Origin of the sequence: Winogradskyella sp. (genome assembly GCF_013213835.1) — a bacterium.
Classification (GTDB): Bacteria; Bacteroidota; Bacteroidia; order Flavobacteriales; family Flavobacteriaceae; genus Winogradskyella.
Window position 1 is genome coordinate 51,529 of the sequence record NZ_JABSSU010000007.1, and the last position, 13,987, is coordinate 65,515.

Sequence of the window (13,987 nt, forward strand, 5' to 3'; positions counted from 1 at the left end):
AAAAAATGTCAGATATTGACAATTACATGGCATCAACTGACCAATCGAAAGCCTCGGCGATCTCTTCGTAAACAATCTTACCTTTTATAATATTAAGACCTTTTCTTAAAGATGCATCTTTAGCACAAGCCACTTCCCAACCTTGATTTGCTAATCTTAACACATAAGGTAAAGTAACATTTGTAAGAGCCAATGTAGATGTATATGGCACAGCACCTGGCATATTTGCTACGCAGTAATGCACAACGTCATCAATGATGTAAGTTGGATCCTCGTGAGTTGTCGCTTTAGTCGTTTCTATACAACCACCTTGGTCTACTGCAACATCAACAAGTACGGTTCCTGGACGCATATCCTTAAGCATATCTTGTGTAATTAACTTTGGCGCTTTAGCACCTTTAATTAATACTCCACCAACAATTAAATCATGATCTTGAATACGCTTTCTGATATTAAATTCACTAGAAAACTCAGTAACAACGTGATTAGGCATTACATCGTTTACGTAACGTAACTGTTTCATGTTAATATCCATAATGGTCACATGAGCGCCTAAACCTGCAGCCATCTTCGCTGCTTGAATACCAACAGTACCAGCACCAAGCACTAAGACTTTTCCGGGTGGCACACCCGGAACGCCGCCAAGTAACACCCCACGACCTTTAATTGGTTTTTCTAAATATTTCGCACCTTGTTGAATTGCCATACGACCTGCAACTTCCGACATTGGTGTTAATAATGGTAATGAGCCATCTTCATCCTCTACAGTTTCATATGCAATACAAACTGCTTCACTCTTAATCATTGCTTTTGTCAAAGGTTCACTCGAAGCAAAGTGGAAATATGTAAATACGACATGATGCGGTTTAATTAAACCATATTCTTCAGCAATCGGTTCCTTAACTTTTACAATCATATCTGCAGCTGCATAAACCTCTTCAATGGCATCTAACATAGTTGCACCTACATCTTGATAGTCCTTATCAGAAAATCCACTGCCTAAACCAGCTGTTTTTTGAACATACACTGAATGATTGTTTTTAATAAGTTCGAAAACTCCTGCTGGTGTCATACCAACTCTATTTTCATTGTTCTTGATTTCTTTAGGGACTCCGATTTTCATGGTTAATTGTTTATAAGGATTCAAAAGTCGAAATTCTACTAAAAAAGTAAGCTGTGCAAATTTGGACTCAAAAAGAGATGCATTATTATTGAATTAACATAATATGTTTTATTTATTGAAAAATATGCAATAATACTCTGATTTTAAGCATAATAAATCAATAGACAAATGTTGTAAAAATCCGATGAAATGAAACCAGATAAATTCGATATAAAAGAACCTAAGTTTAGTGTTAGAATTATTGATAAGATTTCATGAAATATTCAGTCAATTGCTAAGGTGACTTTGTCAACTTTTCCGTTCACAAAAACAACCATTAAATATTCTGGTTCTGAATTAAAAAAACTTGGTGGACTACCTAATTTGTATGTAAAAAAGTCTTTGTTTCCTTTTGATGTATTATTGGGGTTTCCTAATAATTGTAATACTTCATTCTTTGACTTACCAATAAGAAGTCTGGACTCAATCAGATCATCTACCATTTTATGGCGTACAGACCAATTTGATCTCCACTGATCAGTATCAAAAGGTTCTTCAAAAAGCGAAATCAAAGAATAACTAACAATAGAGGCTATGAAGAAAAGCAATACCAGTTTATATGTTCTATTTAGCCTCTTCATTATTAAGAATTTTACTCAGTTCTATTCTATCTTAAAAACTAAACTTCGACTACACTCAGTTTGACAGTTTAAAAAAATTCAAATTGACATTTACAGTAACTAATCTACAACTTTTTGCAACCTTGCCTTTTGAACTACAGTAGTCGGATATGAAATGACTTCCACTCCATCTTCTCCTTCTGTACCAGAGACTTTTTGTGCTTTTTTACTAGAAAAGGTTATTTCAAAATCCACATGGTCTTTATAAAAACGCTCTGTAGTGGTTAATATATTGCCTTGCACTTCGAACATGGAATATAAGGTATTATCAATCAACTTGGCATCAAGAAAAATACCGTTATTTTCATCAACAATATAGTCGCCTTTTTCAGCATCTTTCTCAATGAGATTGTATAAACGTTCTTGTCTGTTACCATTCATAATGTAGACCAAAGTGTATTGATATTTCCCAATAGAATCGGTTTGTTGCAAATGGAATTCCATATCTAATTCTTGCGTTCCATTTGCATTTACAATAGTTAACTTTCCTTTATAAATACCATAAAAGTCTCCAGGGAATTGTAGACTATCATTTTGTGCGTTTAGAAAGGTAACGATTAAAGCAAATAAAGTTAGAATTACAACTTTCTTCATGTTAGCCAACAATATTTACAATCTTACCAGGGACCACAATCACTTTTTTAGGTGTACGACCTTGTAATTGTTCTTGTGTTTTTTCGTTAGCTAATACTGCTTTTTCAATATCATTTTTACTCATGTCTAATGGCAATTCCATTGTGAAACGCATTTTACCGTTAAATGATATTGGGTAATTCTTACTACTCTCTACCAAGTGCTTTTCTTCAAATATCGGGAATGACGCAGTGGAAATTGAATCTTCATTTCCTAGTGCATTCCATAATTCTTCTGCAATATGTGGTGCATAAGGCGAAATCAAGATTAAAAGTGGTTCTAAAATTGCTTTTGAAGTACACTTTTGAGCAGTCAACTCATTTACGGCTATCATGAACGTAGATACCGAAGTATTGAAGGAGAAATTTTCAATGTCTTCTTCTACTTTTTTAATGGTTTTATGAAGCGTCTTTAAGTTATCTTTTGTCGGCTCTGCGTCCGTAATCTTTAAACCATTGTCGTTGTAGAATAACTTCCAAAGTCTTTTAATGAAACTATGTACACCTGTAATACCTGCAGTATTCCAAGGTTTATATTGCTCTAATGGTCCAAGGAACATTTCATACAAACGTAAACTGTCTGCACCGTATTGCGCACAAATGTTATCTGGATTCACCACATTGAACTTAGATTTAGACATTTTTTCAACGTCGCGTCCTACTTTATAAACACCATCTTCAAGAATGAATTCAGCATCCTTAAATTCAACACGCCAATTTTTAAATGCTTCAACATCTAATTCATCAGAAGAATTTACAAATGACACATCCGCATGAATGGTCTGTACCTTCAAGTCACCAACTAATCCTTTTGATACGAATTTATTTTCTCCTTCTATTCTGTAAACAAAAGCAGAAGTCCCTAATATCATCCCTTGGTTAATCAGTTTTTTAGCAAACTCATCGTGCCCAACATAACCTTTATCAAACATAAATTTTTGCCAAAAACGCGAGTATAATAAGTGACCTGTAGCATGCTCGCTACCACCAATATATAAATCTACCTGCTGCCAATAATCAATAGCTTCTTTAGAGAAAATAGCCTCATCATTATGTGGATCCATATAACGGTTAAAGTACTGTGAACTTCCTGCCCAACCTGGCATGGTATTTAACTCTAACGGAAACACTGTTTCGTTATCTATCAACTCATTACTCACTACTCTATTCTCAATACTATGCCAAGCCCAAACTGTTGCATTACCTAATGGTGGCTCACCAGTTTCGGTCGGTAGATATTTTTCAACCTCTGGTAACGTAATTGGTAAATGCTCATCGGCAATCATTTGTGGCATACCATTTTTGTAATACACTGGGAAAGGTTCTCCCCAATAACGTTGACGACTAAATACAGCATCACGTAATCTATAATTTATTTTCCCTTTACCTTGACCTATTTGCTCTAACTCATAGATGACACGCTTTGTTGCTTTTTTGTAATTCATACCATTAATGAAATCGCTATTAGCAATTATCGTTTTCTCTTTATCTGCAAAAGCTTCTTCAGAAATATCTGCACCTTCAATAATATTAGGAATCGAAATATCAAAATGCCTTGCAAAATCATAATCGCGTTGGTCACCACATGGTACTGCCATTACAGCGCCTGTACCATAGCTTGCCAATACATAATCACCAATCCAGATAGGAATTGGTTCTTTGGTAAACGGATGCTCTGCATATGCGCCAGTAAACACACCTGAGATATTCTTAACATCTGCCATTCGGTCGCGCTCGCTTCGTTTTGCAGTAGCTTCGATGTAAGCTTCAACAGCGTCTTTTTGTTCAGCAGTTGTAATTTGAGATACTAAATCGTGTTCTGGAGCTAAGGTCATAAAACTTACACCAAAAATGGTATCGGGTCTTGTAGTGAAGACTTCAATTTTAGCATTGTAATCTTTCACGTTGAAAACTACAGAAGCACCAACTGATTTGCCAATCCAGTTGCGTTGGCTTTCTTTAAGAGAATCTGTCCAGTCAATTGTTTCTAAGCCTTGTAACAAACGTTCAGCATATGCCGAAATACGCATGCTCCATTGGGTCATTTTCTTTCGCACAACTGGATGTCCGCCACGTTCAGAAACACCATTTACGATTTCGTCGTTAGCTAAAACTGTTCCTAGTGCAGGACACCAGTTAACTTCGGTTTCTGCCAAATATGTTAATCTATATTTTAATAGAATTTCTTGTTGTTCTACTTCAGAAAAGTTTGCCCAAGCTTCAGCAGTAAAGATTTCTACATCATCATCGCATGCTGCATTTACATTTGCATTTCCTTCTGCTTCAAAGATTTTTACTAGCTCCGAAATAGCTTCTGCTTTATTGGCTTCATTATTATACCATGAATTGAACAGTTGAATGAAAATCCATTGTGTCCATTTGTAATATTTAGGGTCAGACGTTCTTACCTCACGAGACCAATCGAACGAAAACCCAATCTGGTCTAACTGACGACGATAGGTTTTAATATTCTGTTCTGTTGTGATTGCTGGATGCTGCCCAGTTTGAATAGCGTACTGCTCTGCTGGTAAACCAAAACTATCATAACCTTGTGGGTGCAACACATTAAAGCCTTTATGACGTTTGTAACGCGCATAAATATCTGAAGCAATATAACCTAGCGGATGCCCAACGTGTAAACCTGCACCACTTGGATAAGGAAACATGTCCAAAACGTAATATTTTGGTTTTTCAGAATGGTTTTCGGCTTTAAATGTTTGGTTTTCTGCCCAATATTTTTGCCACTTAGCTTCTATGTCGTTGAAGTTGTATTTCATGGTAATTAATTCCTCCTAATAAAGCGGCAAATTTACGCTATTACTGCACAATAAAAAACTAAAGCCAATAATACTGTTAGACCGCTAATTTGTTTAAATTCGTGACGTTGAATTTTAATTCTGGGTATTTATGTCTGAAAATTTTGAAACTACACTCGCTAATCACGAAAGCTTACAAAAACTTATTAATGAAAAAGATATAAATACATTTGTCAAATTTCCGTCATTTGACACCTTTAGTAGTGAATTTATAGATTGGTTAAGTCCGAAATACCATGAGGCATTTCTTGAAATTTATAACACACATTCTGGTACAAAGAAAGAATCTAAAGTTGTAAAACTCATTAACTCAACTTGGTTCTGTAATGCTGAAACTAGCGAGAAAATTGTTGAATTTTTACTTCCTAGACTACAAGCTACCAATGTGCTCTCTCAAGAATTAGCCAAGAAAATAAATGGCAATAAAGATTTAGAAGTTATTTTAAAAGTGAGCAGCTCTTTAGTCAATAATGTGCTCACATATGTGAATAAGGCCATTTTTGAGAAAGACCATCCGAAAATTCAAGAAGAAAAAAACGCAATTATAGATAATTGTCTTGCGGTTTGTGATGAACTGAAAAGATATAAAGCTTCAAGTGAAATTGAGTTTTCTATGTTCAATGGTATTTTAGACAGACTAAAGAGCGTAAAAATGAATGAAGCTCAACAAATTAAGTATGACTCTTATTTAAAAAAATCCCAGTCATCTTCAAATAAATATGTCATTGTTACTGTTATCATCGTAATTATTGCTTTAATCAGATTAATAGCTAGATTTGCTAATTAATTATTAATCCTAATCACCTATGGCTTCATCTTTTGACAAATACCAAAAACGAAAACTTGTATCATCCTACGTTTCTGTGGTTATTAGTATTGCGTTGGTATTGTTTTTATTAGGTTGCCTTGGATTACTTGTGATTAATTCAAAAAAATTAGGGGATCACTTTAAGGAGCAAGTGGTAATGACCATCTACCTGCAAGATTCTGCTAAGGAAGTTGAAGTAAATCAGTTGAAAAAGAGTTTGGCAATGTCTGATTACACCAAAGAAGCTACATATGTTTCTAAGGAAGAAGCTGCTGAATTTATGAAAGCAAAAAATGGTGAAGATTTTATGGATTTTGTAGGATATAACCCGCTTAAAAATTCTATAGATGTTTACCTTAAAGCAGACTTTGTTACCAACGAAAAACTCAATGAAATAACAGACGGCTTATCGAACAAATCCTTTATTGAAGAAATTCGTTATGATAATGACCTTGTAGAATTGATGAACAATAACGTTAAGAAAATTAGTTTTTGGGTGATTGTCATTAGTGCTTTATTTACATTAATTGCAGTGCTATTAATTAACAGCTCAATACGATTGGCTGTATATTCTAAACGATTTATTATAAAAACCATGCAGATGGTAGGTGCTACAAAAAGTTTTATTCGTAGACCTTTTGTTTGGAAAAGTGTGCAACTTGGAATTATTGGCTCTGTAATATCTTTAATAGGTATGGCAATAGTTCTATATTATCTAAATATTTACTTCCCAGAGCTAGAATTACTTAATAATACCTTGATGATTGTAGGTCTTTTTGCTGGTATTTTTATAATTGGCATTATCATCACTTGGATTAGCACATTTATTGCAACGCAGCGTTTTCTGAATTTAAAAACGGATCAGTTGTACTATTAACCTATTTAAAAGGTTACACTTTAAATCATTCTAACAGTATTTAGCACATCCTCTTTGTAAGTAAAAATTATTGATCATTCAATTTTTTAGCAATTAAACTTATAAAATCGCAATTCAACGGTCATAATTTTCCCTATGTAATAAAAAGGTTATTATTACGTTAACTAATTAAGCCCTTACTTAATAAACCCTTATAAAATGAAAAAGACGTTGTCCTTTATCGCTGACGCGAGTTTTGTATTAATTTTAATTTCTTTTTTGACGCTTCAATCTTTTATGGTTCAGAATTCTGATATTGAAAAAAGTCAAAATACCATTGAAAACGTCAATAAAATCACAAAAGCCAAGAAGTAATTAAGAGTTACTTCTAATTCCATTAAACACTTTACAAATGCGAGACCTCATGGTTTGGTATAATAATGCAACGATCCCTGCGTTAGCTTTATAAACCACCTCCGATGAATACTTCTGTACGCAATGCAATAATCATCACTATACTTGTTATTGTTATTCCACTGTTAATCTTTAGGTCTTGTGTCATCTATAATCCAAATCCTAGTGATTGCACAATTGTCAGTACAAAAATCACAGCAATAAAAGAAGGTGGATCTTATGACATCGTATTTAAAGGCAGCGAAAATGAAAGTTACTACATTAACCGAGGGATTGAGCAAGGTTTAAATTTAGATTCTCTTAAGACAAATGTTTTAAATAAAACTGTTACTTTGCACATTGCTAATTTATTATTTGGTCCTACCAAACACATTTCGCAAATGCGTGTTGATGATCAGATAATTTTTACTGAATTTGACTAAAGCATATCATGGGAGAAAAAAAACGCAAAGAACAATCAAAAGCAGAATTCATCTTCGGAAAGAAAAACTATAAATTTATGCTTATAGGATTAGCTTTTATAGTCATTGGCTTTATTTTAATGTCGGGCGGTGGAAGTGATGATCCTAACGTTTTTGACCCTTCAATTTTCAGTTGGAGACGTATTAGATTAGCACCTACTTTAGTGCTTATTGGTTTCGGAATTCAGGTATATGCGATACTTCTTAACCCAAATAAAGAGAAGAAATCCAAAAAATAAAATTCAAAATCTTAATTATTTCCTTTTGAAAATTGTAATTTGATGCAAGATATTTGTTTTTATGGAAATCATCGATGCAATCATTTTAGGAATCATACAAGGACTAACAGAGTTTTTACCTGTGTCTTCTAGTGGTCATTTAGAATTAGGTAAAGCCATTTTAGGCGACAACTCATTACCCAAAGAAAGTCTATTATTTACAGTCGTTTTACACTTTGCAACTGCACTAAGTACTATAGTGATTTTTAGAAAAGATATCGCTGATATTATAAAAGGTATTTTGAAATTTCAGTGGAATGAGGACATGCAATTCTTAGCAAAAATTGTTTTATCCATGTTACCAGCAGTTATTGTAGGGCTCTTTTTTGAAGAACAGTTAGAACAACTTTTTGGCGGTAATATCATGCTTGTAGGCTGCATGCTTATAGTAACAGCCATACTTCTATTCTTAGCCGACAAAGCCAAAGACACCAATAAAAATGTCTCATTTAGCAATGCGTTTGTTATAGGTATTTCTCAAGCAATTGCTATGCTTCCTGGTATTTCTCGCTCTGGCGCTACCATATCAACATCGGTACTATTAGGTAATGATAAAACCAAAGCTGCACGTTTTTCCTTCCTAATGGTTGTGCCATTGATTTTTGGCAAAATTGCAAAGGATATACTTGGTGGTGAAATCACATACGAAAATTCTAATTTCACTGTATTAGGTATCGGATTTATAGCAGCTTTTGTTGCTGGGTTATTTGCTTGCAAATGGATGATTGCCTTAGTAAAACAAAGTAAACTGACTTATTTTGCTATCTATTGTATTATTGTTGGTGCCATTGCAATAATCTGGTCACTACTATAATGAAAACCGAAGAAGATTATAAAAACGGACAGGTTTTATTGATAGATAAACCTTTAAATTGGACCTCTTTTCAAGCAGTAAACAAATTGCGTTGGGCTATTAGACAAGCCTTTTCTATTAAGAAAATAAAAGTAGGTCATGCTGGTACATTAGATCCACTAGCGACAGGTTTGTTAGTCATATGCACAGGAAAAATGACCAAGCAGATAAATACTTTTCAAGGTCAAGAAAAAGAATATACAGGCGCTTTTGTAATTGGAAGTACGACTCCTTCTTACGATCTAGAAACTGAGATTGATGCTACCTTTCCAACCGAACACATTACTGAAGATCTAATTCATAAAGCTACAACTCAGTTTATTGGTGATATTGAACAATTTCCACCAGTGTTTTCTGCTATAAAAAAGGATGGAAAGCGTTTATATGAATTTGCTAGAGCTGGCGAAGAGGTTGAAATTAAATCTAGAACGGTTCATATTTCTAAGTTTAAAATTACATCTATAGAAGGTAATACTCTTAAGTTTAGAGTGGTTTGTAGTAAAGGTACTTACATTCGTTCTCTAGCGCACGACTTAGGAAAAGCCTTAAACTCTGGAGCCCATTTATCTGAATTAAGACGAACCAGAATTGGTGATTTTAAAGTTGAAAATGCCTTAACACCTAAAGATTTCATGAGTCAACTTCCATAAAAAAAGTAAGTCTTACTTGTAATTTATATTCTGTTTTAAACCATTTCGTTAGTATCTTCGTATATACAAGAGGATATAAAACCCACTCTTTGAAGTTTTTAGAAAAACATAAAGCTGCTATTATTACATTACTTCTCACAGGAATTGTAGTGCTTTCGCTTTTCAGTTTTCAACTAAAACTCAAAGGAAAACTTCTTACCGAGAGTTATTACTTAATTGAGCCAGAAGAAGAACTTACCAAAGAAGAACAAAAAATTATTGAAGATTTAAATAAATCTGCATCTAACAAAGCTTTTAATGAAGATGAAGAATACAAAGAAATGATGCGAAATTTTAAATCTATTAGTGCTAATGACTTTGAGCGTACTACTAAAGAACTTGAAGAGGCAAAAGCTTCGGAAACCGAAGTTAAAGAAGACATTAGTATTAACACATCATCTCTGGGAAGTGACAATACTTATGCATTAAACGCTAATGAAACTGGTTCTTACAAAAAGCTTCAAGAGCAATTAAACAAACGTTTAGAGAATAAAAAACAAGCCGAAGCACATGCCAAAACTAAAAGTACTTTAACCTATTCACTAAAAGGAAGAACACTCACCTATTCTGATAATCCGAGATATCTTTGCGAAAAAGGTGGCAAAATAGTAGTAAGTATACATGTGAATCACAAAGGTCAAGTATTTGATGCGTTTATAAACGGTGCATCAAATTCTAATAACCAATGTTTAATAGATCACGCTATTGAGTATGCAAAATCAGTAGAATTTGACACATCTAGTAAAACAGATCAATTGGGTACGATTACATTTTTATTTAGTGGTAAATATTAAACTAATAAGTCAACCAAATCTTCAACCGTAGATTGTCCCTTATCTTTATTGTACCAACGTTGTAAATCTTCCTTAAACTCAGGTGTTAGTTTACCATGCTCCGCCTTATAATCATTTACCATTTTGGCAGCAATAGATGGTCTTGGTCCAAATGTATTCACTACTTCTTCGGTTGAATTATCAATCATTATTAGTTTTGGTATAGCCTTTCCTCCATTGGTTAAAAATTCATTCATCAAGGCATCATTATCATCTCTTAGCACAACTCTTAAATCAATGGTATCGTTGAGTTCAGCAACTTTATTTATTACAGGCATAATATGCGCAGCATCACCACACCAACTTTCTGTAATAACCAACCAAGTTACAGGCTTATCGTAAGATTCAATTTTAGATTTAAATTCATCTGAAAGCTTAACCGTTTTATCCCAACGTTTCATGCGTCTATCATTAAGCATTGTGTAATTAACAAGTGCTTCCGTTTTTTCGTGCCCTGTTGTTGACTGATTTTCTACAAGTTCTTGTACTAAAGTTCTATATGCTTCGTAAGTCATCGATTGATCTAAACTTGTTGCTATAATATCTTTTATCATTGTTTGTTCTGCCAGTTCCATAGTATATAAATCTATTAGTTCTATACCACAAAATTACTTGTCTTTATCAATAAATAATGTGACATATGTTACCTTAGTAGAGTATTCTTTAAAAACTTACAAAATGAAAAGTGCTAATTGGATATATACACTTAAAATCATTAAACTAATTGGGCTATTTATATGGGCATTATGCTTTATTGCAGATAACTTTGGATGGTTTGAGTCTTCTGAGATTATGAATACTGAACTTCTTAAAACCATTAAGTATCTTGGAATTTTAATCTATTTATTGAGTTACCTTTTTGAACTAAAATTTGTTGTAAAAGAAAAAGACATTGAAATTTCTAAACTAAAGACTAAACTTCTAAATTATGAAAAATGATACGTTAAAACGTTGCGGTTGGCCATCTAACGATGCTCTTTATATAAAATATCATGATGAAGAATGGGGAGTCCCAGTTTATGATGATGACACCTTATTTGAGTTTTTAGTTCTTGAAACGTTTCAGGCAGGATTAAGTTGGATTACTATTTTGAGAAAACGAGAGAACTTCCGAAAAGCCTTTGACAACTTCAATTACACAAAAATCGCCCAATATGATGCATCTAAATTCGAAGAATTACGCCAAAACGAAGGTATTATTAGAAATCGTCTAAAAATAAAAGCAACTACGACAAATGCGCAGGCGTTTATTAAGATACAACAAGAGTTTGGTAGCTTCTCAAAATTTATTTGGGCATATGTTGATGGCAAACCAATAAAAAACAAGTTAAAAGATTACAGAGAAGGACCAGCAAATACTCCTTTATCAGACCAGATAAGTAAAGACTTAAAAAAACGCGGGTTTAAGTTTGTCGGTACAACTATAGTTTATGCTTTTATGCAGGCTACAGGAATGGTTAATGACCATGAAGTCTCATGTTTCAGATATAACGAAGTCTAATTTATTCGCCTATGAAACTCAAAATAAGCTTAATTCTTCTTTTTATAATTCAACTCAGTTTTAGTCAAACTAAAAATAAAAAGGAGGAACGCATCCCTAAAGACCAGTTTCCAGATCAAGCATTAGAATTAATAAACGAACTTCCTACTAATTGTAAACGTATAAGATTTTACAAAGAAACTGATGGTGACAAAAAAAGTTACGAGGTAAAATTTAAATACCAGAAAAAGAACTACAGTATTGAATTTTCTGAAGATGGAATTTTAGAAGATATTGAAGTACTCATTAAGTTCAAAAACTTAGAGAAAGTCATTAGAGCGAATATCAAAACTCACTTTAAGTCTTACTATAAAACGTATAAACTTATTAAAGTACAAGCTCAATACCTGTATCAGAATGACGTTGATTTCAATGAATTTACAAAATATGTTCTCAACAATACCAAAGAACTACAACCCAATTTTGAGATTATTGCAGAGGTAAGAGAAGTCAAAAAGCGCGAGATTAAAGAATTTACTTATAATTCAAAAGGAGAGTTCATAAAAGACATAACATTAGAACCAGAATCTTACGAGCATGTCCTTTACTAAAAGCATCATCACTTTTTTAGCGAGTTTATTAGGTTTAAACATAGTGTTTACACAATCTGATTTTGAAAGTTTAGGAGAAACCGCCTTTGCTTTAAACACTAATATCTCTTCTGATTGCAAGATAAACTTTGCTCTGAGATCTCGCTACTATTTATACCAAGACGAATCATTTAATTTTGAAAACAGACAAATAGATCTTGTCCACTTTTCAACATTTAGTATTGACTATAACAAATCGGTTAGTTTTGGACTTCAATATCGTTTTAGAGAATCAATAGATGGTGGTTCAAATGAGTTGCGTGTAACTCAACAGTTTAATTATACCAAAAAGAGAGAAGGTTTACGATTTGGACATCGTATAAGAATAGAACAACGTATTTTAAATGAATTTACAATTTTTAGGACACGTTATAGATTTGCTTTAGATTTCCCTCTTAAAGGACAAAAATTAGATGTTAACGAAGCATACTTTATTGGTGCTGTTGAAGCGCTTTTAAGTATGAGTAAATCAATACGCCCAGAATTTGACCAAAGAACTACCGTGCAAATTGGTTGGTTACTGCCGCACCAACTCAGACTACAATTAGGACTAGAATATAGATTTGAAGCTTTTAATTTAAATACTGAGGAACGACTTTTCGTGCTGACTTCTGCTATTTTAAAAATTTAGAGAAATCTTAAAAAGTCTGACCTAGAAATAGACCTCGCACCTAAACTTTCTAAATGATTTGTATGTAATTGGCAATCTATTAACTTATAATTTGAATTTCTTATGAAGGTTATAAAACCAACTTTACTGGCATTACTCACCTTGGCAAACATACTTTCACCACAAAAAACCCCATTATTTAAATCAATACCATATAAACCTCCAACCAATTCTTTGTTTTTCCAAACCTCAACAGATTTTGCATAACCTAGGTGAAACAAATTCTCGTAGGCATCTATCATATCTTTTGTAATCCAAGTTCCTGATTGCCCATGGCGCTTCATCATAGCACATTGTTCTACCACTTCTCTAAAAGACTTATTCATAGTAACTTTAAAATCGCCTTTACGCAGAACTTGTTTCATGCTTTTGGATACTTTTAATTCTTTGGGAAACAAGACAAATCTTGGGTCTGGCGACCACCAAAGTAAGGGCTCTTCATCTTCAAACCACGGAAAAATGCCATTAGCATAAGCATGAATCAACCTTTTAGAGGATAAATCTCCACCAACAGCCAAAAGACCATCTACTGATGCCTCAGACACATCTGGAAACTCTATTTTCTCTGATAAAAAGTGCACTTCTATGGTCTCTTTCTACTTTTTTTGTTGATTTATAGTTAAATATATAGACTTAGTTTTGAAAATATTGGATTTTTACAGATATTTGCTTTTGACTTTTATTTGTAGATTTTTGTTCATCATTGCTTTTTTTTAAATTTATTTATAGAAGTCAAAACCTAAAACCACAATATTAAGTCTCGAT

The 13,987-nt window shown here is 33.3% G+C and carries 18 protein-coding genes; 12 read left to right on the forward strand and 6 right to left on the reverse strand.

Annotated elements, in window-relative coordinates; translation table 11 throughout:
• Positions 1–22 precede the first annotated feature (22 nt).
• From ald to leuS, 4 genes are all read right to left on the reverse strand, one after another.
• A complete protein-coding gene (ald, locus tag HRU50_RS11750) occupies positions 23–1,123 on the reverse strand; it encodes an alanine dehydrogenase (protein ID WP_296351283.1) in 1,101 nt (366 codons plus the stop codon).
• 263 nt (positions 1,124–1,386) lie between these two features.
• Positions 1,387–1,743, reverse strand: coding sequence for a hypothetical protein (locus tag HRU50_RS11755; RefSeq protein WP_296351284.1), 357 nt, complete (start codon positions 1,741–1,743; stop codon positions 1,387–1,389).
• 99 nt (positions 1,744–1,842) lie between these two features.
• A complete protein-coding gene (locus HRU50_RS11760) occupies positions 1,843–2,376 on the reverse strand; it encodes a hypothetical protein (protein ID WP_296351285.1) in 534 nt (177 codons plus the stop codon).
• Position 2,377: 1 nt separating this feature from the next.
• On the reverse strand, positions 2,378–5,191 hold the full coding sequence (gene leuS, locus HRU50_RS11765) for a leucine--tRNA ligase (protein WP_296351286.1): 2,814 nt from the start codon (positions 5,189–5,191) through the stop codon (positions 2,378–2,380).
• A 130-nt stretch (positions 5,192–5,321) separates the two neighbouring features.
• Between leuS and HRU50_RS11770 the strand changes: the two genes are divergently transcribed.
• The 8 genes from HRU50_RS11770 to HRU50_RS11805 all read left to right on the forward strand — a co-directional run bounded on the left by HRU50_RS11770 (position 5,322) and on the right by HRU50_RS11805 (position 10,383).
• Positions 5,322–6,017 (forward strand): hypothetical protein, encoded by a 696-nt coding sequence (locus HRU50_RS11770; protein ID WP_296351287.1) that lies wholly within the window; start codon positions 5,322–5,324, stop codon positions 6,015–6,017.
• Between the two features lie 19 nt (positions 6,018–6,036).
• Positions 6,037–6,915: a permease-like cell division protein FtsX gene (locus HRU50_RS11775; protein WP_296351288.1), complete on the forward strand. Its 879-nt coding sequence runs from the start codon at positions 6,037–6,039 to the stop codon at positions 6,913–6,915.
• A gap of 198 nt (positions 6,916–7,113) precedes the next feature.
• Positions 7,114–7,269, forward strand: a complete 156-nt coding sequence (locus HRU50_RS11780; protein ID WP_296351289.1) for a hypothetical protein — start codon at positions 7,114–7,116, stop codon at positions 7,267–7,269.
• 104 nt (positions 7,270–7,373) lie between these two features.
• Positions 7,374–7,730 carry a hypothetical protein gene (locus tag HRU50_RS11785; RefSeq protein WP_296351290.1) on the forward strand — a complete coding sequence of 119 codons (357 nt, stop codon included), beginning with the start codon at positions 7,374–7,376 and terminating at the stop codon, positions 7,728–7,730.
• 8 nt (positions 7,731–7,738) lie between these two features.
• A complete protein-coding gene (locus HRU50_RS11790) occupies positions 7,739–8,008 on the forward strand; it encodes a DUF3098 domain-containing protein (protein ID WP_296351291.1) in 270 nt (89 codons plus the stop codon).
• Between the two features lie 61 nt (positions 8,009–8,069).
• Positions 8,070–8,861 carry an undecaprenyl-diphosphate phosphatase gene (locus tag HRU50_RS11795; protein WP_296351292.1) on the forward strand — a complete coding sequence of 264 codons (792 nt, stop codon included), beginning with the start codon at positions 8,070–8,072 and terminating at the stop codon, positions 8,859–8,861.
• Positions 8,861–9,550: a tRNA pseudouridine(55) synthase TruB gene (gene truB, locus HRU50_RS11800; protein WP_296351293.1), complete on the forward strand. Its 690-nt coding sequence runs from the start codon at positions 8,861–8,863 to the stop codon at positions 9,548–9,550. The genes HRU50_RS11795 and truB overlap by 1 nt, the downstream gene beginning before the upstream one ends.
• Before the next feature lie 89 nt (positions 9,551–9,639).
• Positions 9,640–10,383 carry a hypothetical protein gene (locus tag HRU50_RS11805; RefSeq protein WP_296351294.1) on the forward strand — a complete coding sequence of 248 codons (744 nt, stop codon included), beginning with the start codon at positions 9,640–9,642 and terminating at the stop codon, positions 10,381–10,383.
• Here the strand turns inward: HRU50_RS11805 and HRU50_RS11810 are convergent.
• Positions 10,380–10,997: a thioredoxin family protein gene (locus HRU50_RS11810; RefSeq protein WP_296351295.1), complete on the reverse strand. Its 618-nt coding sequence runs from the start codon at positions 10,995–10,997 to the stop codon at positions 10,380–10,382. The genes HRU50_RS11805 and HRU50_RS11810 overlap by 4 nt on opposite strands.
• A gap of 103 nt (positions 10,998–11,100) precedes the next feature.
• On the opposite strand from HRU50_RS11810, the gene HRU50_RS11815 reads away from it, so the two are divergent.
• The 4 genes from HRU50_RS11815 to HRU50_RS11830 are packed head-to-tail and all read left to right on the forward strand — an operon-like array spanning position 11,101 to position 13,183.
• Positions 11,101–11,361, forward strand: coding sequence for a hypothetical protein (locus HRU50_RS11815; RefSeq protein WP_296351296.1), 261 nt, complete (start codon positions 11,101–11,103; stop codon positions 11,359–11,361).
• Entirely contained in the window at positions 11,351–11,923 is a 573-nt protein-coding gene (locus HRU50_RS11820) for a DNA-3-methyladenine glycosylase I (protein WP_296351297.1), read from the forward strand. Before HRU50_RS11815 ends, HRU50_RS11820 begins: the two co-directional genes overlap by 11 nt.
• Before the next feature lie 11 nt (positions 11,924–11,934).
• Positions 11,935–12,513, forward strand: a complete 579-nt coding sequence (locus HRU50_RS11825) for a hypothetical protein (protein ID WP_296351298.1) — start codon at positions 11,935–11,937, stop codon at positions 12,511–12,513.
• Positions 12,500–13,183, forward strand: coding sequence for a DUF2490 domain-containing protein (locus HRU50_RS11830; RefSeq protein WP_296351299.1), 684 nt, complete (start codon positions 12,500–12,502; stop codon positions 13,181–13,183). The genes HRU50_RS11825 and HRU50_RS11830 overlap by 14 nt, the downstream gene beginning before the upstream one ends.
• Here HRU50_RS11830 and aat read toward each other — a convergent pair.
• Positions 13,180–13,803, reverse strand: a complete 624-nt coding sequence (gene aat, locus HRU50_RS11835) for a leucyl/phenylalanyl-tRNA--protein transferase (RefSeq protein ID WP_296351300.1) — start codon at positions 13,801–13,803, stop codon at positions 13,180–13,182. The genes HRU50_RS11830 and aat overlap by 4 nt on opposite strands.
• Between the last annotated feature and the right edge of the window lie 184 nt (positions 13,804–13,987).